General features: G+C 54.5%; 25 protein-coding genes and 1 other RNA gene. 21 read left to right on the top strand and 5 right to left on the bottom strand.

What is annotated here, in order from left to right; translation table 11 throughout:
• Positions 1–10: 10 nt before the first annotated feature.
• From RIN69_RS18395 to RIN69_RS18370, 6 genes are read left to right on the top strand one after another with little or no spacing between them, the layout of a single operon-like run.
• The gene (locus RIN69_RS18395; protein WP_313853601.1) at positions 11–544 is read left to right on the top strand and encodes a cupin domain-containing protein; all 534 of its coding nucleotides are present in this window, start codon (positions 11–13) and stop codon (positions 542–544) included.
• 9 nt (positions 545–553) lie between these two features.
• Entirely contained in the window at positions 554–1336 is a 783-nt protein-coding gene (locus tag RIN69_RS18390; RefSeq protein ID WP_313853599.1) for an alpha/beta fold hydrolase, read from the top strand.
• Entirely contained in the window at positions 1320–2114 is a 795-nt protein-coding gene (locus RIN69_RS18385; protein WP_313853598.1) for an SDR family oxidoreductase, read from the top strand. Before RIN69_RS18390 ends, RIN69_RS18385 begins: the two co-directional genes overlap by 17 nt.
• A gap of 13 nt (positions 2115–2127) precedes the next feature.
• Complete coding sequence (locus RIN69_RS18380) at positions 2128–2910, top strand: aspartate dehydrogenase (protein WP_313853596.1); 783 nt, start codon at positions 2128–2130, stop codon at positions 2908–2910.
• Positions 2911–2919: 9 nt separating this feature from the next.
• Positions 2920–4389, top strand: a complete 1470-nt coding sequence (locus tag RIN69_RS18375) for an aldehyde dehydrogenase (protein WP_313853594.1) — start codon at positions 2920–2922, stop codon at positions 4387–4389.
• 19 nt (positions 4390–4408) lie between these two features.
• A complete protein-coding gene (locus tag RIN69_RS18370) occupies positions 4409–6049 on the top strand; it encodes a thiamine pyrophosphate-binding protein (protein ID WP_313857797.1) in 1641 nt (546 codons plus the stop codon).
• A gap of 38 nt (positions 6050–6087) precedes the next feature.
• Here the strand turns inward: RIN69_RS18370 and loiP are convergent, their stop codons facing one another.
• Complete coding sequence (gene loiP / locus RIN69_RS18365) at positions 6088–6840, bottom strand: metalloprotease LoiP (protein WP_313853592.1); 753 nt, start codon at positions 6838–6840, stop codon at positions 6088–6090.
• A gap of 284 nt (positions 6841–7124) precedes the next feature.
• Here loiP and tkt point away from each other — a divergent pair, with 284 nt between their 5' ends.
• The 7 genes from tkt to RIN69_RS18330 all read left to right on the top strand — a co-directional run bounded on the left by tkt (position 7125) and on the right by RIN69_RS18330 (position 15554).
• Positions 7125–9116 carry a transketolase gene (gene tkt / locus RIN69_RS18360; RefSeq protein WP_313853591.1) on the top strand — a complete coding sequence of 664 codons (1992 nt, stop codon included), beginning with the start codon at positions 7125–7127 and terminating at the stop codon, positions 9114–9116.
• Positions 9117–9450: 334 nt separating this feature from the next.
• The gene (gene epd / locus RIN69_RS18355; protein WP_313853590.1) at positions 9451–10470 is read left to right on the top strand and encodes an erythrose-4-phosphate dehydrogenase; all 1020 of its coding nucleotides are present in this window, start codon (positions 9451–9453) and stop codon (positions 10468–10470) included.
• Between the two features lie 52 nt (positions 10471–10522).
• Positions 10523–11686, top strand: a complete 1164-nt coding sequence (pgk, locus tag RIN69_RS18350; RefSeq protein WP_313853589.1) for a phosphoglycerate kinase — start codon at positions 10523–10525, stop codon at positions 11684–11686.
• Between the two features lie 104 nt (positions 11687–11790).
• Entirely contained in the window at positions 11791–12870 is a 1080-nt protein-coding gene (fbaA, locus tag RIN69_RS18345; RefSeq protein ID WP_313853588.1) for a class II fructose-bisphosphate aldolase, read from the top strand.
• Between the two features lie 188 nt (positions 12871–13058).
• Positions 13059–13931 carry a small-conductance mechanosensitive channel MscS gene (gene mscS, locus RIN69_RS18340; RefSeq protein WP_313853587.1) on the top strand — a complete coding sequence of 291 codons (873 nt, stop codon included), beginning with the start codon at positions 13059–13061 and terminating at the stop codon, positions 13929–13931.
• A 151-nt stretch (positions 13932–14082) separates the two neighbouring features.
• Positions 14083–14706 (top strand): arginine exporter ArgO, encoded by a 624-nt coding sequence (gene argO / locus RIN69_RS18335; protein WP_313853586.1) that lies wholly within the window; start codon positions 14083–14085, stop codon positions 14704–14706.
• 113 nt (positions 14707–14819) lie between these two features.
• Complete coding sequence (locus tag RIN69_RS18330; RefSeq protein ID WP_313853585.1) at positions 14820–15554, top strand: oxidative stress defense protein; 735 nt, start codon at positions 14820–14822, stop codon at positions 15552–15554.
• Between the two features lie 65 nt (positions 15555–15619).
• Here RIN69_RS18330 and RIN69_RS18325 read toward each other — a convergent pair whose 3' ends face one another.
• The gene (locus RIN69_RS18325) at positions 15620–16519 is read right to left on the bottom strand and encodes a LysR family transcriptional regulator ArgP (protein ID WP_313853584.1); all 900 of its coding nucleotides are present in this window, start codon (positions 16517–16519) and stop codon (positions 15620–15622) included.
• A gap of 192 nt (positions 16520–16711) precedes the next feature.
• On the opposite strand from RIN69_RS18325, the gene rpiA reads away from it, so the two are divergent.
• A complete protein-coding gene (rpiA, locus tag RIN69_RS18320) occupies positions 16712–17371 on the top strand; it encodes a ribose-5-phosphate isomerase RpiA (RefSeq protein ID WP_313853583.1) in 660 nt (219 codons plus the stop codon).
• Between the two features lie 313 nt (positions 17372–17684).
• Positions 17685–18923 carry a phosphoglycerate dehydrogenase gene (gene serA, locus RIN69_RS18315; protein ID WP_313853581.1) on the top strand — a complete coding sequence of 413 codons (1239 nt, stop codon included), beginning with the start codon at positions 17685–17687 and terminating at the stop codon, positions 18921–18923.
• A gap of 62 nt (positions 18924–18985) precedes the next feature.
• On the opposite strand, the gene RIN69_RS18310 is transcribed toward serA, so the two are convergent.
• From RIN69_RS18310 to zapA, 3 genes are all read right to left on the bottom strand, one after another.
• Positions 18986–19576 (bottom strand): 5-formyltetrahydrofolate cyclo-ligase, encoded by a 591-nt coding sequence (locus RIN69_RS18310; RefSeq protein ID WP_313853579.1) that lies wholly within the window; start codon positions 19574–19576, stop codon positions 18986–18988.
• A gap of 60 nt (positions 19577–19636) precedes the next feature.
• A non-coding RNA gene (gene ssrS / locus RIN69_RS18305) (6S RNA) lies at positions 19637–19821 on the bottom strand.
• A gap of 41 nt (positions 19822–19862) precedes the next feature.
• Positions 19863–20192 carry a cell division protein ZapA gene (gene zapA, locus RIN69_RS18300; RefSeq protein ID WP_017803516.1) on the bottom strand — a complete coding sequence of 110 codons (330 nt, stop codon included), beginning with the start codon at positions 20190–20192 and terminating at the stop codon, positions 19863–19865.
• Between the two features lie 172 nt (positions 20193–20364).
• On the opposite strand from zapA, the gene RIN69_RS18295 reads away from it, so the two are divergent.
• From RIN69_RS18295 to gcvH, 6 genes are all read left to right on the top strand, one after another.
• Entirely contained in the window at positions 20365–20943 is a 579-nt protein-coding gene (locus tag RIN69_RS18295) for a YecA/YgfB family protein (protein WP_313853577.1), read from the top strand.
• Between the two features lie 111 nt (positions 20944–21054).
• Complete coding sequence (gene pepP, locus RIN69_RS18290; protein ID WP_390902552.1) at positions 21055–22326, top strand: Xaa-Pro aminopeptidase; 1272 nt, start codon at positions 21055–21057, stop codon at positions 22324–22326.
• Positions 22323–23501 carry a 2-octaprenyl-6-methoxyphenyl hydroxylase gene (gene ubiH, locus RIN69_RS18285; protein ID WP_313853574.1) on the top strand — a complete coding sequence of 393 codons (1179 nt, stop codon included), beginning with the start codon at positions 22323–22325 and terminating at the stop codon, positions 23499–23501. Before pepP ends, ubiH begins: the two co-directional genes overlap by 4 nt.
• A 13-nt stretch (positions 23502–23514) precedes the next feature.
• Positions 23515–24717 carry an FAD-dependent 2-octaprenylphenol hydroxylase gene (gene ubiI / locus RIN69_RS18280; protein ID WP_313853572.1) on the top strand — a complete coding sequence of 401 codons (1203 nt, stop codon included), beginning with the start codon at positions 23515–23517 and terminating at the stop codon, positions 24715–24717.
• A gap of 441 nt (positions 24718–25158) precedes the next feature.
• Complete coding sequence (gene gcvT, locus RIN69_RS18275) at positions 25159–26256, top strand: glycine cleavage system aminomethyltransferase GcvT (protein WP_313853570.1); 1098 nt, start codon at positions 25159–25161, stop codon at positions 26254–26256.
• A gap of 29 nt (positions 26257–26285) precedes the next feature.
• Complete coding sequence (gcvH, locus tag RIN69_RS18270) at positions 26286–26672, top strand: glycine cleavage system protein GcvH (RefSeq protein WP_313853568.1); 387 nt, start codon at positions 26286–26288, stop codon at positions 26670–26672.

Below are 26672 nucleotides of genomic sequence, written 5' to 3'. Positions count from 1 at the left end.
AGTAAATCATATGTCTGATAGCCAGGTTCTGCCGAACAAAACCACCGTTAAACCGGAAGATGTACCGATGGATGCGTGGGTTGAATCACGTATTGCCCGCTTTGAAGGGCGAAAATATGACTGGAACGCGCTGAAGTTTCAGGCCGATTACGATCCAAAATACCGCCGTGCGCAGATGCGCTATATCGGAACCGGAGCCACCGGCGTCAGCGCGGATAACAACACCGTAGCGGCGGAAAACTTTACCTTCTCCACTATGGTGCTGCCGGCGAAATGCGAAGGCCCACTGCATTTGCACGACGATGTTGAAGAAGTGTTTTTTATGTTGAAAGGCACCATCACGCTGATGATTCGTGATGGCGAGCATGAGTATCAGACGGTGCTGAAAGAGCGCGATCTGATTTCAGTACCGGCCGGAATTTATCGCGGCCTGTTTAATCACGGTGAGGAAGAGGCGCTGATGTGCGTGATGCTGGGCGCGAACAAACCGCGTATCCCGACCTATCCGGCCGACCATCCGCTGGCGAAAGTGAAGCGTAGCTAAGGAGCAGTAATGATCTTCTGGCAACAATCGGGCAATGGTGAGGTGCTGGTGTTGTTACACGGCATCAGCTCCGGCAGCGCCTGCTGGCATAAACAGTTACATGATGTCGCATTGCAGCAGCAGTGTCGCATGCTGGCGTGGGATGCGCCGGGCTATGGTGACAGCAAACCGCTGCCGACGCCGCAGCCGAATGCCGGTGATTATGCTGATGCGCTGGCGAGAATGCTGGATGCCGCGGAGATACAGCGCATTTCGCTGTTAGGGCACTCGCTGGGCGCGCTGATGGCTGTCGCTTTTGCAGCACGTTATCCGCAGCGGGTGCAGCGACTGGTGCTGGCCGATCCGGCGCAGGGATATGGCAGCCAGCCGGCAGAAAAACGCCAGTCGATATTGAGCCAGCGTCAGCAGCAGATGGCGCTGGGGACGGAACAGATGGCGGCGATGCGCGCGGTGAAATTACTGCGCCCCGATGCTGATGAGCGCGACATCGTCACCGTTGCCAGCAGTATGCGCAATCTTAAGCCGGGCGGCTTTCTGCAAGCTGCCGCGATGTTGGCAGAGGACGATATTCGCCGCTGGCTGGCTGATTGTCAGACGCCGCTGGAAGTGTGGTGCGGCCAACTGGATATGATTACTCCCGCTGTGCAGGCCGAAGCGCTGGCTACGGCGCTGCGCTGTCGCTTTGTGCCGATCCCGCATGCCGGACACGCCAGTTATCTCGATAATGCCGCCTTTTTCAACCAGCAGCTGTTGCGCTGGCTTACAGGAGCAGAATATGGATCTAAAGATTAATCAACGTGTTGCGGTTGTCACCGGTGGTTCATCCGGGATTGGCTTTGAAACACTGCGTTTACTGCTGGCGGAAGGTGCAAAGGTGGCTTTCTGTGGCCGCAACGCCGATCGCCTTGCCACTGCCTGTGCCGCACTAAAACAGGAGTTTCCTGATGGGCAGATACTGGCGCTGCCTTGCGATGTTTTACAGGCCGAACAGGTGAATACCTTTGCCGCAGCGGTAGCCGCGCATTTCGGCGGGGTTGATATGCTGATCAATAACGCCGGGCAGGGCTATGTCGCGACATTTGAGCAGACCCCGCACAGTGCCTGGCTCAGCGAAGCCGAACTTAAGCTGTTTGGCGTGATCAACCCGGTTGAGGCCTTTTTGCCGCTGTTGTCACAGTCGGATATTGCCTCGATTACCTGCGTCAATTCACTGCTGGCGCTGCAACCGGAAGAGCACATGATTGCCACTTCAGCAGCGCGGGCGGCACTGCTGAATATGACCCTAAACCTTTCCAAAACCTTAGTTGACCAGGGAATCAGGGTTAATTCTATTCTGCTGGGCATGGTTGAGTCCGGTCAGTGGCGTCGCCGTTTTGAACAGCGCAGCGATCGGCAGCAAAGCTGGGAGCAATGGACGGCAGAGATTGCCAGCAAGCGCGGCATTCCGATGAAACGACTGGGAAAAGCGCAGGAACCGGCGCAGGCGCTGCTGTTTCTCGCTTCGCCACTGGCCTCTTTTACTACCGGTGCGGCACTGGACGTCTCCGGCGGTTTTTGCCGCCATCTCTAATCGGGAGCTTTTGATGAAAAAGATCATGCTGATTGGTTACGGTGCGATGGCGCAGGAAGTGATTGCGCATTTACCGCAGGGGATAAGCATCGGCTGGATTGTCGCACGAGCCGGGCACCATCCGTCAATCCTTGCGCAGTTTAACCAGCAGACAGAGCCGCTGCTATCACCGGCTGACTGTCGCGAAAGGCCGGATCTGGTGCTGGAGTGTGCCAGCCAGCAGGCGGTTGCGCAGCTTGCCGCAATGGTGCTCCAGCGCGGCTGGACGCTGGCGGTAATCTCCACCGGCGCGCTGGCTGATGCGCAGCTGGAACAGCATTTAATCACGCTGCGTCAGCAAACCGGAGGGCGCCTGCGACTGCTGGCCGGGGCGGTGGCCGGAATGGATGGCCTCGCCAGTGCGCGCGAGGGCGGGCTGGAGCAGGTGGTTTATCAGTCGCGTAAAAGTCCCGCCAGCTGGCGTGGCAGTCATGCTGAGAAGTTAGTGAATCTGGCGCAGGTCAGCGAGGCGAGGGTGTTTTTTCACGGCAGCGCTCGCGAGGCGGCGCGGCTGTTTCCAGCCAATGCCAATGTTGCCGCCACCATTGCGCTGGCGGGTATCGGCATGGATGAAACCGAAGTGCAGCTGATGGTTGATCCGGCCACCACGCGTAATACCCATCGTCTTTATGCCCGAGGCCGCTTTGGCGAGATGCAGCTTGAGTTAAGTGGCTTTCCTCTTGGTACGAACCCTAAAACCTCAACGCTGGCAGCATTAAGTGCGGTGCAAGCCTGCCGCCAGCTGCTGGAAGAATAAGGATCCGACATGAGTCTGCAGAAAATTTTTGTCGCTGGCGTCTGGCGTGAAGGACGTGGCGAACCGCTGATGACTACCTTTCCTGCCGACGGCAGCATCAATGCTGAATTACGCGCCGCCAGCATCGAAGATGTGGAGGAAGCCGTGGCGCTGGCCGATCAAGCCTGGCGGCAACCGGCGTGGCGCACGCTGCTACCCCATCAGCGTGCAGCAATTTTGCATCGCGTCAGTGATTTGATAGCCGCCCAACAGGAAGAGCTGGCGGAATTACAGACCCGCGATAATGGCAAACCGCTGGCAGAAACCCGTGGCTTAGTCGCCAGTGCTGCGGCGACCGCCCGCTATTTCGCCGCAGTCTGCGAAGTCCAGGAAGGCGAAATTCCTCCGGCACGCAGCCAGCAACTTATTACCCTGAGCCGCTATGAGCCACTCGGCGTAGTGGCGGCCATTACGCCGTGGAACTCACCGATAGCCAGTGAGATGCAGAAGATTGCGCCGGCGCTGGCGGCGGGTAATGCGGTGATTGTTAAACCGGCAGAAGCCACTCCGCTGCTGGCTCTGAAGCTGGCAGAAATTTTTGCCGAGGCCGGATTGCCGCCGGGTCTACTCAGCGTGCTGCCGGGCAAAGGTTCGGTGATCGGCGACGCGTTGGTGCGGCATCCGCTTATCAAAAAAATCTCATTTACCGGTGGCACTAAAACCGGGCGTGCGCTGGCGCATATTGCGGCAGAAAAGCTGATTCCGGCCTCGCTGGAGCTCGGGGGTAAATCACCGACTATCGTGCTGGCTGATGCGGATATCGAACAGGCGGCGCGTGGTATCTGCTACGGCATTTTTAGTTCTGGCGGCCAGGCTTGCATTGCTGGTTCCCGACTGTTTGTCCACCGCAGCGTCTGGCAGCCGCTAATGGACCGGCTGCTGAGCTTGACTCGTCAGTTACGCCTCGGCCATCCACTGATGCCGGGTAATCACATTGGCCCGTTGATTAGCCACGCCCACCGTCAGCAGGTGATGGACTATGTGGCACTGGCGCGGGAAGAGGGCGGCGAGATCCTGTGCGGCGGCGAAATTCCTGCCGATCCGGCGCTGGCGGCCGGTAGCTGGTTCCAGCCAACGATTATTACCGGTTTAGACAATCGTGCGCGTGTCTGTCAGGAAGAGATATTCGGCCCGGTACTGGTTGCGATGCCTTTCGATGATGAAAGCGCGTTAATTGCCGATGCCAATCATTCGATCTTTGGGCTGGCGGCGGGCATCTGGACACGCGACAGCGGCCGCGCCTTACAGCTGGCAGAGCAGCTGGAGGTTGGTACGGTGTGGATTAATACCTACAAAGTATTTGCTATTTCTACCCCGTTTGGCGGCTACAAGCAGAGCGGCTTAGGGCGTGAAAAAGGATTGCAGGGAATTAAAGCCTGGATGCAGCAAAAGAGCATTTATCTGGCGACAACGCCGACGATTAACCGCTGGAGTGATTAACTTGACTGGAAGGACGATGATGAGCGAGACGATTAGCGTGGGCGAAGCCATCGCCCGTACCCTCGAGCTGTATAGCGTTGAGGCAATGTATGGCATTATTTCCATTCACAATTTACCCATCGCGGATGCCGTCGGGCAGCGTAATCAGATTCGCTTTATTGCGGCGCGTGGCGAAGCCGGAGCGGTCACCATGGCCGATGCTCACGGGCGTTTTTCCGGGCTTGGCGTGGCGCTGACCAGCACCGGAGCCGGGGCGGGCAACGCGATTGGCGCGCTGGTTGAGGCGCTGAATGCCAGCACGCCGCTGTTGCATCTTACCGGCCAGGTGGAAAAAGCCTTTCTGGATGCCGACAGCGGTTTCATCCACGAAACTCGTGACCAGCTCGGCTTTCTGCGTGCCAGTTCGAAACGTGCTTTTCGCGTCAGCTCACCGCATCAGGCGGTAGCGATGCTGCATCGCGCCATTCAGGAAGCACAGACGCCGCCGTGTGGCCCGGTCTCGCTGGAGATCCCCATTGATATTCAAAGTGCCAGAGTACCGGCAACGCTGGTCACGCCGCCGGTCGCACCATTGCTGATCCCCACGCCAGATGACGCCGTTATCGATCGACTCTGCCAGCAACTGAAACAGGCACGGCGGCCGCTGTTATGGCTTGGCGGTGGCGCGCTGGCTTGCCAACAGGCAGTACGTAAGCTGGCCGATGCTGGCGTTACGGTGATCTCCAGCGCGCACGGACGCGGTATTTTGCCCGACAGTCATCCGCGCAGCTTACGCTCGTTTCATAACTCGCCGTCGGTAGAGGCATTAATGGAGCAGTGCGATCTGACGTTGATTGCCGGATCGCGCCTGCGCAGTAATGAAACCCGCAGCTGGACGCTGACTTTACCCACGCCGCGTATTCAGATTGATGTCGATCCCGCCGCAGCCAGCCGCAACTATCTGGCTGATGAGGTCGTCAACTACGATTGCCATGCGGTACTGACGGCTCTGGCATCCCGGCTGGAGGAGGGAGAAAAGGTTGATGCGCAGTGGGACGCGGCAATCGCGGCGGCGGTAAGCCGTGCTGAAACTGAGCTGCGTCAGCAGTCCGGTGCCTATGCACAACTGAACGATGCCATTGATGCCGCTTTGCCACAGGATGGCATTCTGGTGCGCGACATTACCGTTTCCGGCAGCGTCTGGGGCAGCCGACTGTTTCGCGCGCATGCCCCACTGTGCAATATTCATTCGCTGGCAGGAGCGATTGGTATGGGGCTGGCAATGGCCATCGGCACCGCGCTGGCGAATCCGTCACGAAAAGTGGTCGGGCTGGTGGGGGATGGCGGGTTGTCGCTGAGTCTCGGCGAGCTGGCGACGCTGGCTCAGGAGAAAGCTAATGTGACGCTGCTGGTGATGAACGATGGCGGTTACGGCGTGATGCGTGGCATTCAGGATAAATATTTTGGCGGGCGGCAGTATTACAATCAGCTGCATACGCCTGATTTTACCCTGCTGGCGCAGGCGGTTGGATTACAGGCGTGGACCATTGATGACGCTAAAGATTTTCAGCGGGTACTGGCAGAATCAATCGCGATGCCTGGGCCGTCAGTGATCGAAGTGCGCATGGCAACAATTGGTGCGCTGCATTTCGCCGGTCCACCACAAAAAACGCTGTATTAATCCATTACCGGGCGGAAGCGATTCCGCCCGAAAATCGGTTATTTCTCTGCGGCGATACGCGCTTTAATATGTTCTGCACGCGAAGCTGAAGAAGGATGCGTGTCAAACATGCTGCTCTGATGGCTGCCTTCCAGCTTTGCCAGTTTCTCAAAACTGGTGACTAAACCGTTCGGATCAATTTTGCGCTGCTTCATCAGGTCGAAAGAGTAGTCATCGGCCTGTGACTCCTGAGTTTGTGAGAACTGAGCGTTGACCAGCTGCGCGCCAAGATCGCCCAGCTGCGACTGCGACAGTGACGCGGCGATACCGCCAGCGGCGCTGGCTGCGGTACGTGCAGCGGTGGTGGCGTAGGCAACCTGCATGGCTTTACGCGTATGGCCCAGTGCGACGTGGCCCATTTCGTGCCCCAGCACACCCTCGACTTCGTTGTCGGTCATCATATCCATCAGACCGCTATAGACGCGGATACAGCCGTTGGCCATCGCCCAGGCGTTCACATCTTTGTTCAGATAGACTTTATAGTTGGCTGGCGTCCCGTTGATATTGTCACCCAGCGAGGTGGCAATTTTGTCCAGGCGTTTGGTGTATTCACTGCTGGCTGGCGCAATCTGCGCTTCGCTATCCATCTGCTGACACGATTGCACGCTCAGTTCTTTGACCTGCGCATCACTTAATGTCGCCGCCTGATAAGCCTGAGCACCAGACTGCATTAGTGAGTTAGTGTCAAAATTCTGACAGCCGGACAGTAAGGTGGCAACGCTCAGTGCCATCACGGAGGTACGAATTTTCATTCAGGTCTATCCCATAACAAGGTAATAAAAACAAACACCTGACAAATCGTCGGCGAATAAGGTTTCGATGAACTTTGGTTTTATAGCCGTTTCGCTGTCAAATGCATAGCGGGCAGCGTCTCAAAGCGCGAATTGTGCAGCTCTTTTTGCACCGTGCGCCATGTACATTTCACCTGTTTTTCATGTACATTGATTGTCGACTTTCCTTCGGCTTTGCCTGATAACTGATTAATTACAATAAGTTAGGGACGGCGAAGCGAATTATTTCCGAACTGGAGTAGAAAATGCCTTCTCGTAAAGAGCTTGCCAACGCCATTCGCGCATTAAGTATGGATGCGGTACAAAAAGCCAAATCCGGCCACCCAGGTGCCCCAATGGGTATGGCAGATATCGCCGAAGTGTTATGGCGTGACTATCTGAACCATAACCCAACTAACCCACAGTGGGCTGACCGCGACCGTTTCATCCTGTCTAACGGCCATGGCTCGATGCTGATTTATAGCCTGCTGCACCTCAGCGGTTATGATCTGCCGATGAAAGAGCTGGAGAACTTCCGCCAGCTGCACTCTAAAACTCCTGGTCACCCTGAGTATGGTTATACCGCTGGTGTTGAAACCACCACTGGCCCACTGGGTCAGGGTATTGCCAATGCCGTCGGTTTCGCCATTGCCGAGCGCACCTTAGCGGCGCAGTTCAATCGTGAAGGTCACGATATCGTTGACCACAACACCTATGTCTTTATGGGTGACGGCTGCATGATGGAAGGCATCTCCCACGAAGTTTGCTCACTGGCGGGTACGCTGAAGCTGGGCAAACTGACGGCGTTTTATGATGACAACGGCATCTCCATCGATGGTCACATTGACGGCTGGTTTACCGACGACACTGCAAAACGTTTCGAGTCTTACGGCTGGCACGTTGTGCGCGGCGTAGACGGTCATGATGCTGATGCTATCAAGGCCGCGATTGAAGAAGCGAAAACCGTAACTGACAAGCCTTCACTGCTGATGTGCAAAACCGTTATCGGTTTTGGCTCACCAAACAAAGCGGGCACCCACGATTCGCACGGCGCACCGCTGGGCGACGACGAAATCGCACTGACCCGTAAGCAGCTGGGCTGGGAACACGCGCCATTTGTTATTCCACAGGACATCTATGGTCAGTGGGACGCGAAAGAAGCCGGTCAGGCGAAAGAGGCGGCGTGGAACGAGAAGTTCGCTGCCTATGCGAAAGCGCATCCGGAGCTGGCTGCTGAGTTCAAACGTCGTAGCGTTAATGCGCTGCCGGAAAACTGGCAGGCAGAATCTCAGAAATACATTGAGCAGTTACAGGCTAATCCGGCGAAAATCGCCAGCCGTAAAGCCTCGCAGAATGCTATTGAAGCTTTTGGCAAGCTGCTGCCGGAATACCTGGGCGGCTCCGCTGACCTGGCGCCAAGCAACCTGACCATGTGGTCTGGCTCTAAGCCAATCAACGAAGATCTGGCCGGTAACTACATCCATTACGGTGTACGTGAATTCGGTATGACCGCGATTGCTAACGGTATCTCGCTGCACGGTGGTTTCCTGCCGTACACTGCGACCTTCCTGATGTTTGTTGAATACGCCCGTAACGCCGCTCGTATGGCTGCACTGATGAAAATCCGTCAGGTGATGGTCTATACCCATGACTCAATTGGTCTGGGTGAAGATGGCCCGACGCACCAGCCGGTTGAGCAGCTGGCCAGCCTGCGCGTGACGCCAAATATGAGCACCTGGCGTCCGTGTGATCAGGTTGAGTCTGCAATTGCCTGGAAATACGCTATCGAACGTCAGGATGGCCCGACTGCGCTGATCTTCTCGCGTCAGAACCTGGCACAGCAGGAACGTACTGCTGAGCAGCTGGCAAACGTGGCGCGCGGCGCTTACGTACTGAAGGACTGCGCGGGTCAGCCAGAGCTGATCCTGATCGCTACCGGTTCTGAAGTCGAGCTGGCAGTGGGCGCTTATGATCGCCTGACTTCAGAAGGTCGTAAAGTGCGCGTGGTTTCTATGCCGTCTACCGACGCCTTTGACAAGCAGGACGCAGCTTACCGTGAATCCGTGCTGCCGAAAGCGGTTAGCGCGCGCGTGGCTATCGAAGCGGGTATCGCTGATTACTGGTTCAAGTACACCGGTCTGAACGGCGCTATCGTTGGCATGACCAGCTTCGGTGAGTCTGCTCCAGCTGAGCAGCTGTTCGACCTGTTCGGCTTCACCGTCGACAACGTTGTTGCAAAAGCGAAAGAGCTGATCTGATTGTCTGGGTGGCGTTAACGCCACTCCTGCAAGCAATCACCGGTAAGGGCGGCGTAATGCTGCCCTTTCTTTAATCCCGCACTAATCCGCTGTTTATTCCTGCAGTAATAACCACATTTGTTCAATTTTGTGATGTGGATCTAATATTCAGCAGCGTAATTGATCACAATCATTCCCGCTATTCCTCACTTCCTTTATTCTGGCTGAACCGTTTCAGTTGGTGATGATACCAACATATGAGACAAATTTTGCACGGTGAGAATTCCCTGTACAAATTGAGACGGCTGGCCCAGGCTAACGGCTGTTTAGGGATAAATTCTGACGCAGGAGTGATATGACCGTTCGCGTAGCTATCAACGGCTTTGGTCGCATCGGGCGCAATGTGTTACGTGCTTTGTACGAAACCGGGCGTCGCGCTGAGATAACCGTCGTTGCCATTAACGAGTTGGCTGATGCCACCGGTATGGCGCATCTGTTGAAATACGACACCAGCCATGGGCGTTTCGCCTGGGATGTGCGTCAGGAGCGCGACCTGTTAACGGTGGGCGATGACACTATTCGTCTGTTGCATCTGGCCGATATCAATGACCTGCCGTGGCGCGAACTGAATGTTGATGTGGTACTCGACTGTACCGGGGTTTACGGCAGTCGTGCTGATGGTGAGGCGCATTTGCAGGCGGGAGCGAAGAAGGTGCTGTTTTCCCATCCCGGCGGCAACGATCTCGATGCCACCGTGGTGTTTGGCGTGAACGAGAAAGCGCTGCTGACCAGCGATCGTATCGTCTCTAACGCTTCCTGCACCACCAACTGCATTATTCCGATTATTAAGCTGCTGGATGACGCCTTTAGCATTGAATCTGGCACGGTTACCACCATCCATTCAGCGATGCACGATCAACAGGTTATCGACGCGTATCACCCGGATTTACGCCGTACCCGTGCCGCCAGCCAGTCGATTATTCCGGTTGATACCCGGCTAGCTGCTGGCATAACCCGTATTTTTCCGAAATTTAATGACCGCTTTGAAGCGATAGCGGTACGCGTACCTACGATTAACGTGACGGCGATTGATTTGAGCGTCAGCGTGCGCGATGCAGTGACGGCGTGCCAGGTCAACGCCTTACTGCAAAATGCATCAGAAGGGGCATTTAGTGGTATAGTTGACTATACGGAATTGCCGTTAGTCTCAATTGATTTTAACCATGATCCGCACAGTGCCATTGTGGACGGTACGCAGACGCGGGTCAGCGGTCAGCACCTGATTAAGACTTTAGTCTGGTGCGACAACGAATGGGGCTTTGCTAACCGGATGATCGATACCACGTTAGCGATGGCCGCAAGCGGTTTCAGGTAAGACGCGGTTTGCGTCTGGCAAAACTTATGAGAATTCAACGAGAGGGTTCACCATGTCTGTAATTAAGATGACCGATCTGGATCTTGCTGGTAAACGTGTTCTGATCCGTGCGGATTTAAACGTGCCAGTGAAAGAAGGGAAAGTGACGTCTGATGCACGTATCCGTGCTTCTCTGCCGACCATCGAACAGGCGCTGAAACAGGGTGCAAAAGTGATGGTAACATCTCACCTGGGTCGTCCGACCGAGGGTGAATACAACGAAGAGTTCTCTCTGCTGCCGGTTGTTAACTACCTGAAAGACAAGCTGGGTGCGGATAACGTTACCCTGGCAAAAGATTACCTCGACGGCGTAGAGCTGACTGCTGGCAAGCTGGTGGTTCTGGAAAACGTGCGCTTTAACAAAGGCGAGAAGAAAGATGACGAAGCGCTGTCGAAGCAGTATGCGGCGCTGTGCGACATCTTTGTGATGGACGCGTTTGGTACGGCACACCGTGCTCAGGCTTCAACTCACGGCGTTGGCAAATTCGCTCCGGTAGCTTGTGCTGGCCCGCTGCTGGCCGCTGAGCTGGAAGCATTAGGTAAAGCGCTGAAAGAGCCTGCGCGCCCAATGGTCGCCGTGGTGGGTGGTTCTAAAGTTTCCACTAAATTCGACGTGCTGAACTCGCTGGTTAAAATCGCCGATACCGTTATCGTCGGCGGCGGCATCGCTAACACCTTCGTGGCAATCGACAACAATGTCGGTAAGTCACTGTACGAACCAGACTTCGTTGAAGCGGCAAAAGGCCTGCGCGACCAGTTCGGTATTCCAGTGCCTACCGACTCCCGCGTTGGCACCGAATTCTCTGAAACTGCTCCTTCAACCGTGAAAAAAGTTTCGGAAGTGCAGGACGACGAAGAAATTATGGACTTCGGTGACGAAACCGCAGAAGCAATGGCTAAACTGCTGAAAGAAGCAAAAACCATTCTGTGGAACGGCCCGGTAGGCGTGTTCGAGTTCCCTAACTTCCGTAAAGGTACCGAAATCATCGCGAAAGCTATCGCAGACAGCGATGCATTCTCCATTGCTGGTGGTGGCGACACCCTGGCAGCGATCGACCTGTTCGGCATTGAAGACAAAATCTCCTACATCTCCACCGGCGGCGGCGCATTCCTTGAGTTTGTGGAAGGCAAAAAACTGCCTGCAGTAGCGATGCTGGAAGAGCGTGCTAAGCAGTAATCTTTGCGGGCAGGGCAATGCGTCCCTGCCACTCTGTTTTGCCTGCTGAAAGGGCAAAACTGAACTGATTTCTTTTATACGGCCAACGAAACAGGACAAAAAGCATGTCTAAAATTTTTGATTTCGTAAAACCAGGCGTTGTCACCGGTGACGACGTACAGAAAGTTTTCCAGGTAGCGAAAGAGAACAAATTCGCTCTGCCAGCAGTTAACTGCGTCGGTACTGATTCAATCAATGCCGTGCTGGAAACCGCTGCTAAAGTTAAAGCGCCGGTCATCGTGCAGTTCTCTAACGGCGGTGCCGCGTTTATTGCCGGCAAAGGCCTGAAATCCGATAAGCCACAGGCTGCGGCTATCCTCGGTGCAATCTCTGGCGCACATCATGTTCACCAGATGGCTGAACACTACGGCGTGCCAGTTATTCTGCACACCGACCACTGTGCGAAGAAACTGCTGCCGTGGATCGACGGTCTGCTGGACGCGGGCGAAGCGCACTTCGCTAAAACCGGTAAGCCACTGTTCTCTTCTCATATGATCGACCTGTCTGAAGAGTCACTGGAAGAGAACATCGAGATTTGCAGCAAGTATCTGGCACGTATGGCCAAGATCAACATGACGCTGGAAATCGAGCTGGGCTGCACCGGCGGTGAAGAAGATGGTGTGGACAATAGCCACATGGATGCTTCTGCACTGTACACTCAGCCACAAGACGTTGATTACGCATACGAAAAACTGAATGCGATCAGCCCACGCTTCACCATCGCGGCCTCTTTCGGTAACGTTCACGGTGTTTACAAGCCAGGTAACGTTAAGCTGACCCCAACCATCCTGAAGGATTCTCAGGAGTACGTCAGCCAGAAACACGGCCTGCCGCACAACTCACTGGATTTCGTCTTCCACGGTGGTTCCGGTTCTTCTGCGCAGGAAATCAAAGATTCAATCAGCTACGGTGTAGTGAAAATGAACATTGATACCGATACCCAATGGGCAACCTGGGACGGCATCCTGCAGTACTACAAAAAGAACGAAGGTTACCTGCAAGCTCAGCTGGGCAACCCGGAAGGCGACGATAAGCCGAACAAGAAATACTACGATCCGCGCGTATGGCTGCGCTCTGCACAATCTTCAATGATTGTGCGTCTGGAGCAGGCATTTAAAGAACTGAACGCGGTTGACGTTCTGTAACTACGTGACTGATTAAAAAAGGCCCTGAGGGGCCTTTTTTTTTGGGAAAATTGCTGAGAATGAGCGGAAGTTTTGCGGTTATTTGGCATAGATTGCCATTTTTGATTACCCTGTCTTAAAGGGATTGCCGGAACACTCTGGCAATGTTTTGTCATTTCCCCATTGGGGATTTTTAACAGGGTGGATGAATGGAAGAATTAAACGTGATAGACGGCATTAATCATGCCGGTGGCTGGCTGGTACGCAACCAGGCGCTGTTGCTCAGTTACGCAGTGAATATTGTGGCTGCAGTAGCGATTATCATTATTGGCTTTATCGTGGCGCGTTTTATCTCTAACGCGGTCAACAGGCTGTTACTGACGCGCGGTATAGATGCCACGGTTGCGGACTTTTTGTCTGCGCTCGTTCGTTATGGCGTGATTGCCTTTACTCTGATAGCAGCGTTAGGGCGGGTTGGCGTTCAGACCGCCTCGGTGATAGCGGTATTAGGTGCCGCCGGTCTGGCTCTGGCTCTGGCACTGCAGGGCTCTTTATCCAACCTGGCCGCAGGCGTGCTGCTGGTGACTTTCCGTCCGTTCCGTACCGGTGAGTTTGTTGATCTCGGTGGCGTAATGGGTACGGTGTTGAACGTGCAGATTTTCTCAACCACCATGCGTTCTTCCGACGGCAAAATCGTGGTCGTGCCAAACGGTAAAATTATTGCCGGTAATATTATTAACTACTCCCGTGAGCCGGCGCGCCGCAACGAGTTTATTATTGGCGTCGCTTACGATGCAGATGTTGATGAAGTGAAACAGCTGCTGCGCGATGTCGTGGAAGCGGACAGCCGCGTGCTGAAAGATCGCGGTATTCAGATCGGTCTGAATGAGCTGGCCGCCTCTTCACTGAACTTTGTCGTGCGTTGCTGGAGCAATAGCGGCGATCTGCAGGATGTCTACTGGGATCTGATGGCTAACTTTAAGAAAGCGCTGGATAGCAAAGGAATTGGTATTCCTTATCCACAGATGGATGTTCATCTGCATCAAACTAAAGCACCGCAGGAGCAGGCGGTCGCTGAATAATCAGTAGCAGAGTGGCGGGGGAAGTTCCTCGCCACTTAACTTCCCCGCACCATTATTAGCTTTGCTGATACTCTATTAATTCTTTCAATTTCCACTAATAATTCACGCGCGATAAACTTGCCACAGAAAATTTTGCTGTGAGGGTTGTCTTGTGTTTTCTGTTTATTTTCAAGGTATTGCTTTAGGTATGGCATTAATACTGCCGCTGGGGCCGCAAAACGCTTTTGTGATGAATCAGGGCGTGCGCCGCCAGTATCATTTGATGACCGCGGGCCTCTGTTCATTAAGCGATATCCTGCTGATCTGCGCCGGAGTGTTTGGCGGCAGTGCGCTGCTGAATCAGTCGCCACTGCTGCTGAATCTGGTGACGTGGGGCGGAGTCGCGTTTCTGCTGTGGTATGGCTGGGGGGCGTTGCGTACTGCACTGCATGGCGATATCGCGCTTGATTCCGCCGGTGCGCTGCAACAGAGTCGCTGGCGTATCGTCGCGACCATGATGGCGGTCACCTGGCTTAATCCGCATGTTTATCTGGATACTTTTGTGGTGCTGGGTAGCCTCGGCGGCCAACTGCCGCCAGCAGCACGCTACTGGTTCGCGCTCGGCACCATCAGCGCCTCTGTAGTGTGGTTTTTTGGGCTGGCCTTGCTGGCGTCATGGCTTTCGCCACTGCTGCGCACCCGCAACGCTCAGCGCGTGATCAATCTGCTGGTGGGGCTGGTGATGTGGTTTATCGCTTTCAAACTGGCACAACAGGGAATGATGGGATTTAATTAACGCGGGAAGGGGTTGGGGCGACAGCGAAAAACTAAGAGCATCGCGCATATTAGTGATTTACACGATAAGATATGCTGATACCAATACTCATACGTCTTCAAGGAGGACTTCAGGTGAAATTGAAAGCGCTGGCTATGGCCGCAATGATGGGTGCAGCAGCATTACCGTTGGCTACCCAGGCAGGTGAGCTGCCTAATGGACCGCACGTAATTACTTCAGGACAGGCGAGTGTTGATGCCACGCCGGATATCGCCACACTGTCGATCGAAGTGAATGTTTCATCGAAAGATGCAGCGGAAGCCAAGAAGCAAGCGGATACTCGCGTTGCACAATACTTCGATCTGCTGCAGAAAAATGGCATTGAGAAGAAAGATATTGATGCTGCCAACCTGCGTACCCAGCCAGAATACGATTATACCAAAGAGGGAAAATCGGTTCTGAAGGGTTATCGCGCGGTGCGTCAGGTGCAGGTGACGTTACGCCAGTTGGATAAGCTGAACGATCTGCTGGATGGTGCACTGAAGTCCGGCCTGAATGAAATTCGTTCGGTCGAACTGGGCGTGGCACAACCGGATGAGTATCGTAATAAGGCGCGTAAAGCGGCAATTGATAACGCGACTCAGCAGGCCGAAGCGCTGGCCGCAGGCTTTAATGTTAAGTTAGGCCCGGTCTACAGCATCCGTTACCGTGTGGCGAACTACCAGCCAATGCCGGTGGCGCGCATGTTTAAAGCGGCCGATGCCGCACCTATGACCTCTGAAGCGCAGACCTACGAGCAGCAGAGCATTCACTTTGACGATCAGGTTGACGTGGTGTTTGAACTTCAGCGTAATCAACAACAGCAATAAGTTGAGACGCTGATTTTAATTCAGGGGCGGTATTTACCGCCCCTGTCGGGGTTTATAACAGAATACTATTCAGTATCCTGACGCAATACCCGGTGGCCATGCGCCAGCAGCGCATCGGTTACTTTTCTCATCAGACGACTCTCCGGCGCGAAGCGGTGCCAGTACAGCATGCGGCGTTGCAGCAAGCCCGGCGTCAGATCGATCAGCTCACCACTCGCCAGCTCTTTCTCGATCTGCAAATGAGGAATCATACAGCAGGTTGATCCCTGACGCGCCAGCTGGACAAAGGCTTCCGACGAGTTAACGATATGGCAGGGTACGCTGCCCGGCGACAAATCAAAGTTCTGTTGTAAAAACGCCTGGTGCATATCGTCGAGATGATCAAAGGCCACCGCTGGCGCTTTCAGCAGCGCTGAGCGCGTTACACCATTCGGGAAGTAGCGTGCGGCAAACTCTTTTGACCCAACAAACAGATAGTCCAGCGCGCCCAGTTGATCGACCAGGCAGCTTGGCAGTGGCTGCGGCTGAATACTTACCGCACCCACCACTTCACCACGGCGTAGGCGCTCTTGCGTGCGGGTTTCATCTTCCACTTGCAGGTTCAGGCGCACCGGCGAGTCGGTCAGCACGTTTTTCAATGCCGGTAACAGCCAGGTTGCCAGACTGTCGGCGTTGACCGCCAGTGAAAGCAGCAAAGGGGTTGTGCCGCCGTTTTCATCGCCCAGCCACTCCTCTTCCAGCAGCTCAACCTGATGCAACAGCGCCAGCAACTTCTGCCCCTGCTCGGTCGGGCGAGGGGGGACGGTGCGCACCAGCAGCGGCTGACCGAACATATTCTCCAGCTGTTTTATTCGCTGTGATACTGCTGATTGCGTTATACAAAGCTTCTGCGCAGCGCGTTCAAAGCCGCGCTCGCGAATCACAGCATCCAGAGCCTGAAGCGTTCGATAATCCGGGCGTTTCATTGTTGTAGTCTTATCCTTTAAGGCTGATATCTGCACTATGCCACAAAATCAGGTATTTGCCCTGACCTTACTTATCAATCACTTTGTGGGCTGGCTTCCACTCCTGCACATCAAAGACGATTGAACAGGACATTTTGCGCGGTGCTTGCTTTATACTAGGGCCACACAGTTGCCACAGGTTTTAAACATACCATGACACAGGATGAACTGAAAAAAGCAGTAGGTTGGGCCGCGCTGGAATACGTCAAGCCCGGCACCATTGTCGGCGTTGGCACCGGATCAACCGCCGCGCACTTTATTGATGCGCTGGGCTCAATCAAACATCAAATCGACGGTGCGGTATCCAGCTCGGACGCATCCACTGCCAGATTGAAAAGTTTAGGCATACCGGTGTTCGATCTCAATGAGGTCGACGGACTTTCTGTCTATGTCGACGGCGCCGACGAAATCAACCGCCAGATGCAAATGATTAAAGGCGGTGGCGCAGCGCTGACCCGTGAGAAAATCATTGCGGCGGTGGCAGATAAATTTATCTGTATTGCTGATGAGTCAAAGCAGGTCGATGTGCTGGGTAGATTTCCGCTGCCGGTTGAAGTCATCCCGATGGCGCGCGCTTATGTTGCACGCCAGCTGGTCAAGCTCGGTGGCTTACCCGAGTACCGTCAGAATGTACTGACCGACAACGGCAACATTATTCTCGACGTGCATAATCTGCAAATTCTTGAGCCAATTGCGCTGGAAAACGCGATTAACGCACTGCCTGGCGTGGTGACGGTAGGGCTGTTTGCCAGCCGTGGTGCCGATGTGGCGCTGATAGGTACCGCTTCTGGCGTCAAAACCATTGAAAGATGATCTGTCTGGCGTGAAGACGCCAGCAGTTATTTCTGATAAAAAAACATCTTTTCTTCAACAGGTTAAATTTAGTGACTTATGTCACATAAACCTGGCCTGCCGAGCCATCCTACTAAGTTGGCGGTGTGAACCGCTATAATCTGTCGCATTGTTCTGCCCAACGATGCCGCCGTGCTGGTGGCCAGGCAATCGTTTGTATTGCTGCCAGCGTATTTTTTGATATTTTGACAGAAGGCTGGCTTATATCTGCGATCACCCGGCGGGGTGAAGGGTATAGCGGTTACTTCTGAAGTCTGCAAAATAAGGTCGGGAAATGGCAAAGGTATCACTGGAGAAAGACAAGATTAAGTTCCTGCTGGTGGAAGGTGTTCACCAGAGCGCGCTGGAAAATCTGCGTGCGTCAGGCTATACCAACATCGAATTTCATAAAGGCGCGCTGGACAGCGAGTCTCTGAAGGAATCCATCCGTGATGCGCACTTCGTTGGCATCCGCTCGCGTACTCAACTCAGCGAAGAGATTTTTGCCGCGGCAGAAAAACTGGTCGCGGTAGGTTGCTTCTGTATCGGCACCAACCAGGTTGATCTGAACGCCGCCGCACAACGCGGGATTCCGGTATTTAACGCCCCTTTCTCCAATACCCGATCCGTTGCTGAGTTGGTGATTGGTGAGCTGCTGCTGCTGCTGCGCGGAATTCCGGAAGCAAACGCCAAAGCTCATCGCGGTATCTGGAACAAACTGGCGGTCGGTTCTTTCGAAGCGCGTGGCAAAAAACTGGGTATTATCGGTTATGGCCATATCGGTATGCAGCTCGGTGTACTGGCGGAAAGCCTCGGCATGCATGTGTTCTTCTATGATATCGAGAACAAACTGCCGCTGGGTAATGCCACTCAGGTACGTCATCTGTCCGATCTGCTGAATATGAGCGACGTGGTCAGCCTGCACGTGCCGGAAACCCTTTCTACGCAAAATATGATGGGTGCGGAACAGCTGGCACTGATGAAGCCTGGCGCACTGCTGATTAACGCCTCGCGCGGAACCGTTGTGGATATCCCGGCGCTGTGCGAGGTACTGGCTAGCAAACATCTGGCAGGTGCGGCCATTGACGTGTTCCCGGTCGAGCCGGCAACCAACAGCGATCCGTTTACTTCACCGCTGTGCGAGTTTGATAATGTGATTCTGACGCCACACATTGGCGGTTCTACTCAGGAAGCTCAGGAAAATATCGGCATTGAGGTTGCGGGCAAACTGGCGAAATATTCCGATAATGGTTCTACCCTGTCGGCGGTTAATTTCCCGGAAGTGTCACTGCCGATGCACGGCGCTGCCGTGAGTCGTCTGTTGCATATCCATGAAAACCGTCCGGGCGTACTGACTGCGATTAACCAGATTTTCGCTGAGCAGGGTATCAACATTGCTGCACAGTATCTGCAAACAACGCCGCTGATGGGCTATGTGGTGATTGATATTGATGCTGAAGAAGATGTGGCGCACAAAGCGCTGCAGCTGATGAAAGCGATTCCTGGAACCATCCGCGCACGTTTGCTGTACTGAGTATTTGGGCGGCTAAAACGCCGCCTTGCAATAAAAGTCGCGGGGTCGTTTCGGCTCCCGACTTACCACTGCCACAGTTTTGACGGCGTAATCATCGCTGATAACGGCACATCCCACTCCGCCACCGGTAAATCATCTACCTGCTGACAATCATGCGCCAGGCCTATGGGGACAAAGCGCTGTTGTCGCCAGTTCTGCAAGGTGCGGTCATAGAAGCCACCGCCCATGCCCAGCCGGTTCCCATGATGGTCAAAGGCCACTAACGGCATCAGCACGACCTCCAGCTCGCTGAGCGGCAGCAGAGTGCCTGGCGTCAGCGGTGGCTCGGGAATGCGCAGTCGGTTAGTTTGCAGCTGGGTATTGGCGTCGTAGCGCACAAACAGCAACTGCCCGCGGCAAAACGGATGCAGTACCGGCAGATAAACCTGCTTTTTCTGCTGCCATAGTTTTGCAATTAACGGGCGGGTGTTCAGTTCACCGTCCACTGAAAGAAACAGGGCGATGTTCTGTGCTTGCTGAATGGGGACAAAATTAAGCGCATGCTCCGCAACCTGTTCGGCAGCGCGTTGCTGTTGCTCATCACTAAGTGACTGACGCATATGGCGAATTTTCTTACGAATAGCCTGACGATCTAATAAGGAGATGGATGTCATAGGGAACTCGTTGGAATATAGCGCCCGAAGGCTGAAACGGTCTGGCCGTTAAAGGGAAGGGGAATCTCCGAGATGCCGCAGCAGGCTGTAACCCTTGAACCCTTGGTTCAAGGTGAATGTGCCGTCGCAACCATCAGGCTTCTCGGACGGACCGAGCATGCTCACAGGTTACAGAGCGCCACACTCTGTTTGGTATGAAATATCGGCTCAGGGGACTGGCCCGCTTGCAAACATCTCAGAGAAAATTTTACTTCACCGTCACTGTATCACAGCAAACCATGAAGTGTTATTCGAACTTTGCACCCTGGCGATCGGATATGCGACCTTGTTCAAGTAATGCCTGCTCAATGGTCTGTTGCAGCATCCGAATGCGTTGTTCCATATTGGCAGCATAGTCGCGTGTTTTGACTTTTTCCTGCGCCAGTTCATGGCAAATGTTCAACGCAGCAATAAATACCAGTTGCTCGGTATTAGTGACTCTAGTGCGAACTTTTAAATCTTGCAACCGTTGATTGAGGTCTTCCGCAGCCATGTTCAGCGCATCTTGCTGTTCAGGCGGACAATTCACTCGTAATGAACGGCCAAAAATTTGAATATCTACCGGTTGTGCAGACATGCCACCTTCCTGACTGATTACTGCGCCCGCAATATCGCCCTTGCCACTCAATGGCTTGGGAGGGGCGCCACTATATATACCCCAAAGAGAAGAAACAAGCCCTTTCTGGAATCGTCGAGGCACCTGGTGGTAGCATAACACGAACTAATCCTGCCAACGATGATGAATACGTATGTCTATACAGAACACAATGCCGGCTTACAACACGCTGGCCTCAGCGCTTACGCAGCAGGGAGTCGGTATGACTCCTGCAGAAATGCACGGTTTAATCAGCGGAATCATCTGCGGTGGTACTCAGGATCGCAGCTGGCAAACGCTGGTTCACGATCTGACCAACGAAGGGATGGCGTTCTCGCAGGCGCTGGCGCAACCGCTGCAACAGTTGCATCAGAGCGTCTCGGACACGCTGGAAGATGAAGGCTTTATGTTCCAGCTGTGGCTGCCGGAAGAGGACGACATCACGGTATTTGACCGCGCTGACGCACTGGCGGGCTGGGTTAACCATTTCCTGCTGGGCCTGGGCGTAACGCAGCCAAAACTGGATAAGGTCAAAGGCGAAACCGGTGAAGCGATTGACGATCTGCGCACCATTGCCCAGCTCGGTTATGACGAAGACGAAGATCAGGAAGAGCTGGAGCAATCTCTGGAAGAGATTATTGAATATGTCCGTGTCGCGGCGTTACTTTGCCATGATACTTTCACTCGCCCGGCTCCTGCCGCGGTGGAAATCAAGAAACCGACTTTACACTAAACTATTTTCTGGTGCGGCATTCTCGCCGCCCGTGCCAATGAATTAACAGGGAGCCGTAACGTGGTTAATCTTTCAGCGTTTTTGCAGCGCCGCCAGACACTGTTAGCCAAAATGGCTCCGGCCAGCGCGGCCGTTATTTTTGCTGCACCCGAAGCTACCCGCAGTGCAGACAGCGAATATCCGTATCGTCAGAACAGTGATTTCTGGTACTTCACCGGTTTTAACGAGCCGGAAGCGGTGTTGATACTGATTAAAAGTGATGAGTCGCACAATCACAGCGTCCTTTTCAATCGCGTGCGTGATAAGAATGCTGAGATCTGGTTTGGCCGCCGTCTTGGTCAGGAGGCTGCGCCGGAAAAACTGGGCGTAGACCGTGCATTGCCATATGACGATGTCGGCGAACAGCTGCATCTGTTACTGAACGGGCTGGATGTGGTTTATCACGCTCAGGGCGAATATGCGCAAGCAGATACCATTCTGTTCGGCGCGCTGGAAAAACTGCGTCGCGGTTTTCGGCAGAACTTGCAGGCTCCCGGCACTCTGGTTGACTGGCGCCCGTGGGTGCATGAGATGCGCCTGTTTAAGGCACCGGAAGAGCTTGAGATCCTGCGTCAGGCGGGGAAAATCAGCGCGCTGGCTCATACCCGCGCGATGGAAAAATGCCGCCCTGGCATGTATGAATATCAGCTGGAAGGCGAAATTCATCACGAGTTCAGCCGTCACGGCGCGCGCTTCCCGGCCTATAACACCATTGTGGGCGGGGGTGAAAACGGCTGTATTCTGCACTATACCGAAAATGAATCACCGCTGCGCGATGGCGAGCTGGTGCTGATTGACGCCGGTTGTGAATTCCACGGTTATGCCGGTGATATCACCCGGACTTTCCCGGTTAACGGCAAGTTCAGCGCACCGCAGCGTGCAATTTACGATATCGTTCTGGCGTCACTTAACCGTTCACTGGAACTGTTTGGTCCCGGCATCAGCATTCGTGAGGTCAATAACGAAGTGGTGCGCATTATGGTCAGCGGGTTGGTTAAGCTGGGCGTGATGCAGGGTGATGTCGATCAGCTGATTGCTGATATGGCGCACCGTCAGTTCTTCATGCACGGCCTGAGTCACTGGCTGGGGCTGGATGTCCATGATGTAGGCCATTACGGCACGGTCGACCGTGGCCGCACGCTGGAGCCGGGCATGGTACTGACTGTCGAACCCGGATTGTACATTGCACCGGATGCCGATGTACCGGCAGAGTATCGCGGTATCGGCATTCGTATCGAAGATGACATTGTAATCACCGCTGACGGTAATGAAAATCTTACTGACAGCGTGGTGAAAGATGCCGATGAAATTGAAGCGTTAATGGCGGCAGCAAAAGCGTTATGAGCATTATCATCGCAGGCGGTGGAATGACCGGTGCCACTCTGGCACTGGCGATTTCACATCTTTCTCAAGGCAGTTTACCGGTGACGTTGGTTGAAGCCAGCGCCCCGGGAGAACGCGATCATCCGGGCTTTGATGGACGGGCGATTGCGCTGGCGGCTGGCACCTGTCAGCAACTGGCGGCAATCAATATCTGGCCATCATTGCAGGATTGCGCTACGCCGATTACCCATGTGCACGTCAGCGACCGTGGTCATGCCGGTTTTGTCTCGCTGGATGCGCAGGACTATCAGGTTTCGGCGCTCGGCCAGGTGGTCGAGCTGCATGATGTTGGCCAGCGGCTGTTTGCCATGCTGAAACAGGCGCCAGGCGTGACGCTACGCTGTCCGGCCGCAGTCACTACGGTGACCCGCAGTCAGCAGCAGGTCACGGTAACGCTGGACAGTGGCGAACAGCTGGACGGCCAGCTGCTGGTCGCCGCCGACGGCGCGCGTTCGAAGCTGGCGGCTTCCTGTGGCATTCAGTGGCAAACTGAGGATTATCAGCAGGTCGCGGTGATTGCTAATGTCTCTACCCAGCTGGCGCATGATGGTCGTGCCTTCGAGCGCTTTACCCAACACGGGCCACTGGCGCTGCTACCGATGTCGCAGGGGCGCTGCTCATTAGTCTGGTGTCATCCTCTGGCGAAGCAGGCGCAGGTGGATAGCTGGAGCGATGAACAGTTTTTGCAGCAGTTGCAGCAGGCGTTTGGCTGGCGGCTGGGAAAATTTACCCATGTTGGTCAGCGGCTGAGTTATCCGCTGGCGCTGCAAATCGCTTCGCAGGTCAGCAGCCATCGTCTGGCAGTAGTCGGGAACGCGGCACAAACTCTGCATCCGATTGCCGGTCAGGGATTTAACCTTGGCCTGCGCGATGTGATGTCGCTGGCAGAAACCCTGGCGGGGGCGCATCGCCAGCAGCAGGATCCCGGCAGTTTTGCCGTGCTGCAACACTATCAACAGCGTCGTCAGCCGGACAGACAAGCCACCGTGGGCATTACCGATGGCCTGGTACGGCTGTTTGCTAACCGTTTTTCGCCGTTGGTCGTTGGACGCAATCTGGGCCTGATGGCCATGGACAATTTACCGCTGATGCGCAATATGCTGGCCGAGCGCACGCTCGGTTGGGTAAAGCGTTGATAAGAGGATTTTAATGCAAACATTTGACGTAGTAATCGCCGGCGGCGGTATGGTGGGTCTGGCGGTGGCTTGCGGCTTGCAGGGCAGCGGATTACGGGTTGCGGTGCTGGAAAAATCGCCGCCGCAGGAGATGGCTGCCGACGCGCCTGCGGGTCTGCGGGTATCCGCGATCAATGCCGCCAGCGAGCGTCTGTTGCAGCATCTTGACGTCTGGTCAGCGATCCTTGCCCTGCGCGCCGCGCCTTATCACGGTATGCAAGTGTGGGATCGAGACAGCTTTGGCCATATCGCCTTTGATGATGAGCAGCAAGGGCTGTCGCATCTTGGTCATATTATTGAAAACCAGGTGATTCATCAGGCGTTGTGGCAGAAAGCCAGCCAGCAGAGTGATATCACGCTGATTGCGCCTGCGCAGTTGCAGCAGGTGGCCTTTGGCGATAACGAGGCGTTTGTCACCCTGCAGGACGACAATATGATGAGCGCGCGCCTGCTGGTGGCGGCAGATGGCGCGAATTCATGGCTGCGCAACAAGGCTGATATCCCGTTAACCTTCTGGGATTATCAGCATCATGCGCTGGTGGCGAATATTCGCACTGAACAGCCACATGATGCGGTAGCGCGTCAGGTGTTTCATGGGGACGGCATTCTGGCATTTTTACCGCTCAGCGATCCGCATTTGTGCTCAATTGTCTGGTCAGTGCCGCCACAGGAAGCCAGCCGATTACAGTCGATGCCGGTTGAACTGTTTAATCAGCAGCTCTCAGTCGCGTTCGATATGCAGATGGGGCTGTGCCAGGCCGAAAGCCAGCGTGAGACATTCCCGTTGATGGGGCGCTATGCCCGGAGTTTTGCCGCTCACCGTCTGGCGCTGGTTGGCGATGCGGCGCATACCGTGCATCCGCTGGCCGGGCAGGGGGTTAACCTCGGCTTTATGGACGCTGCGGAACTGATTGGCGAGATTAAACGCCTGCATCAGCAGGGCAAAGATATCGGCCAGCATCTTTATCTGCGCCGTTACGAGCGCAGCAGGAAGCACAGTGCTGCTGTGATGCTGGCGGGCATGCAGGGCTTCCGTGAGCTGTTTGCGGGTGAGAATCCGGCGAAGAAACTGCTGCGTGATGTCGGTCTCAAACTGGCGGATACTCTGCCAGGCGTTAAGCCACGACTGTTAAAACAGGCGATGGGGCTGAACGATTTGCCTGACTGGCTGAAGTAACACGCGATCCCTGACGGGCGGCGTTTTCGCCGCCTTTTTTTATGCGTCGGCGTCCCGGATCCGCTGCACGTGTCCGATTGCCCTGTGTTGGGGCACATTTGAAAAATTCTAATTCTACGACCCATTTCGCATTATTATTTCTAATGCAGAATGCTTTTCTCCTCAGTCATTATCTATCCCCGTTCGTTCGAATCTTTATCATTAGTCTGCTTTGATATCGTTTTGTTGTTAATTATGTGCCTTATGGCGCAGTTTTTTAGTGAAAAACTCTGCAGAATCATCCGTGCATTGTGATAGTGCACAGCGGATTCACCCTCGTTTAGCTTATGGTTAATCCACGCGTTAGGTGGTAACTTCAGGGAAAAGGTAACGTTTGCGTCGCGCCGTTTTGCCGGTATTTATTGCAATTTCTAACAACAACAGTTTATGCACAGGACAGATATGACTCAGCAGACTCCCTTGTTCGAACAGCATCAGGCTTGCGGTGCCCGCATGGTAGATTTTCACGGCTGGATGATGCCGCTGCACTACGGTTCACAGATGGATGAGCATCATGCGGTCCGCAATGACGCCGGGATGTTTGATGTTTCACATATGACCATTGTCGATCTGCATGGTGCGCGGACTCGCGAATTTTTGCGTTATTTGCTGGCGAACGATGTCGCTAAGCTGACTTCCGCAGGCAAAGCACTGTACAGCGGGATGCTGAATGCCTCGGGTGGCGTGATTGACGATCTGATTGTTTACTTTATGACCGAGGACTACTTCCGTCTGGTGGTGAACTCGGCAACGCGTGAAAAAGACCTGGCATGGATTGGCGAGCACGCCGCCGCATACGGTGTGCAGCTGACAGAACGTGACGATTTGGCGTTGATCGCCGTGCAGGGGCCAAACGCCCAGCAAAAAGCACAAACTCTGCTGGATGATGCGCAGCGCCAGGCGATTGCCGGTATGAAACCGTTTTTCGGCGTGCAGGCGGGTGAACTGTTTATCGCCACCACCGGTTATACCGGTGAAGCGGGTTATGAAATTGCGCTACCAAAAGAACAAGCGGCGGGCTTCTGGCAGCAACTGCTGGCCGCCGGAGTGAAACCTGCCGGGCTGGGCGCGCGCGATACCCTGCGCCTTGAAGCCGGCATGAATCTGTACGGCCAGGAGATGGATGAAGGTGTTTCGCCGCTGGCTGCCAATATGGGCTGGACGGTGAGCTGGGAGCCTGCCGATCGTGATTTTATTGGGCGCGAGGCGCTGGAAATTCAGCGTAAGAAGGGCACTGAAAAGCTGGTTGGCCTGATCATGACCGAGAAAGGCGTACTGCGTAATGAATTACCGGTTCGTTTTACCGATGACGGCGGTAACCATCATGAAGGTGTGATTACCAGCGGATCGTTTTCTCCCACCTTAGGCTACAGCATTGCGCTGGCGCGCGTGCCTGCCGACATTGGCGAGCAGGCGATTGTGCAGATTCGCAATCGCGAAATGCCGGTAAAAGTCACTAAACCTGTTTTTGTTCGATCCGGTAAACCGGTCGTTCAGTAATCTGTTTCTTTTTTCTGGAGAGTATGTCGATGAGCAATGTGCCTGATGAACTGAAGTATCGTGATAGCCATGAGTGGGTGCGTAAGGAAGCGGACGGCAGCTACACCGTCGGCATTACCGAGCACGCACAGGAATTGCTGGGTGATATGGTGTTTGTTGACCTGCCTGACGTCGGTGCCAGCTATGCTGCTGGCGACGATTGTGCCGTGGCAGAGTCGGTAAAGGCCGCCTCTGATATCTATGCTCCGCTGAGTGGTGAAATCATCGCGGTTAACAGTGAGCTGGAAGCTGCGCCCGAGCTGGTTAACAGCGCGCCGTACAGCGAAGGTTGGTTATTTAAAATCAAAGCCAGTGATGAATCAGAGCTGGACGCGATGTTAGACGCCGCTGCCTATAAGGCCTCTATCGACGAGTAA

Source organism: Winslowiella toletana, assembly GCF_032164335.1.
In the GTDB taxonomy this organism is placed as follows: domain Bacteria; phylum Pseudomonadota; class Gammaproteobacteria; order Enterobacterales; family Enterobacteriaceae; genus Erwinia; species Erwinia toletana_A.
This window is presented reverse-complemented; position numbering and strand designations above follow the sequence as displayed.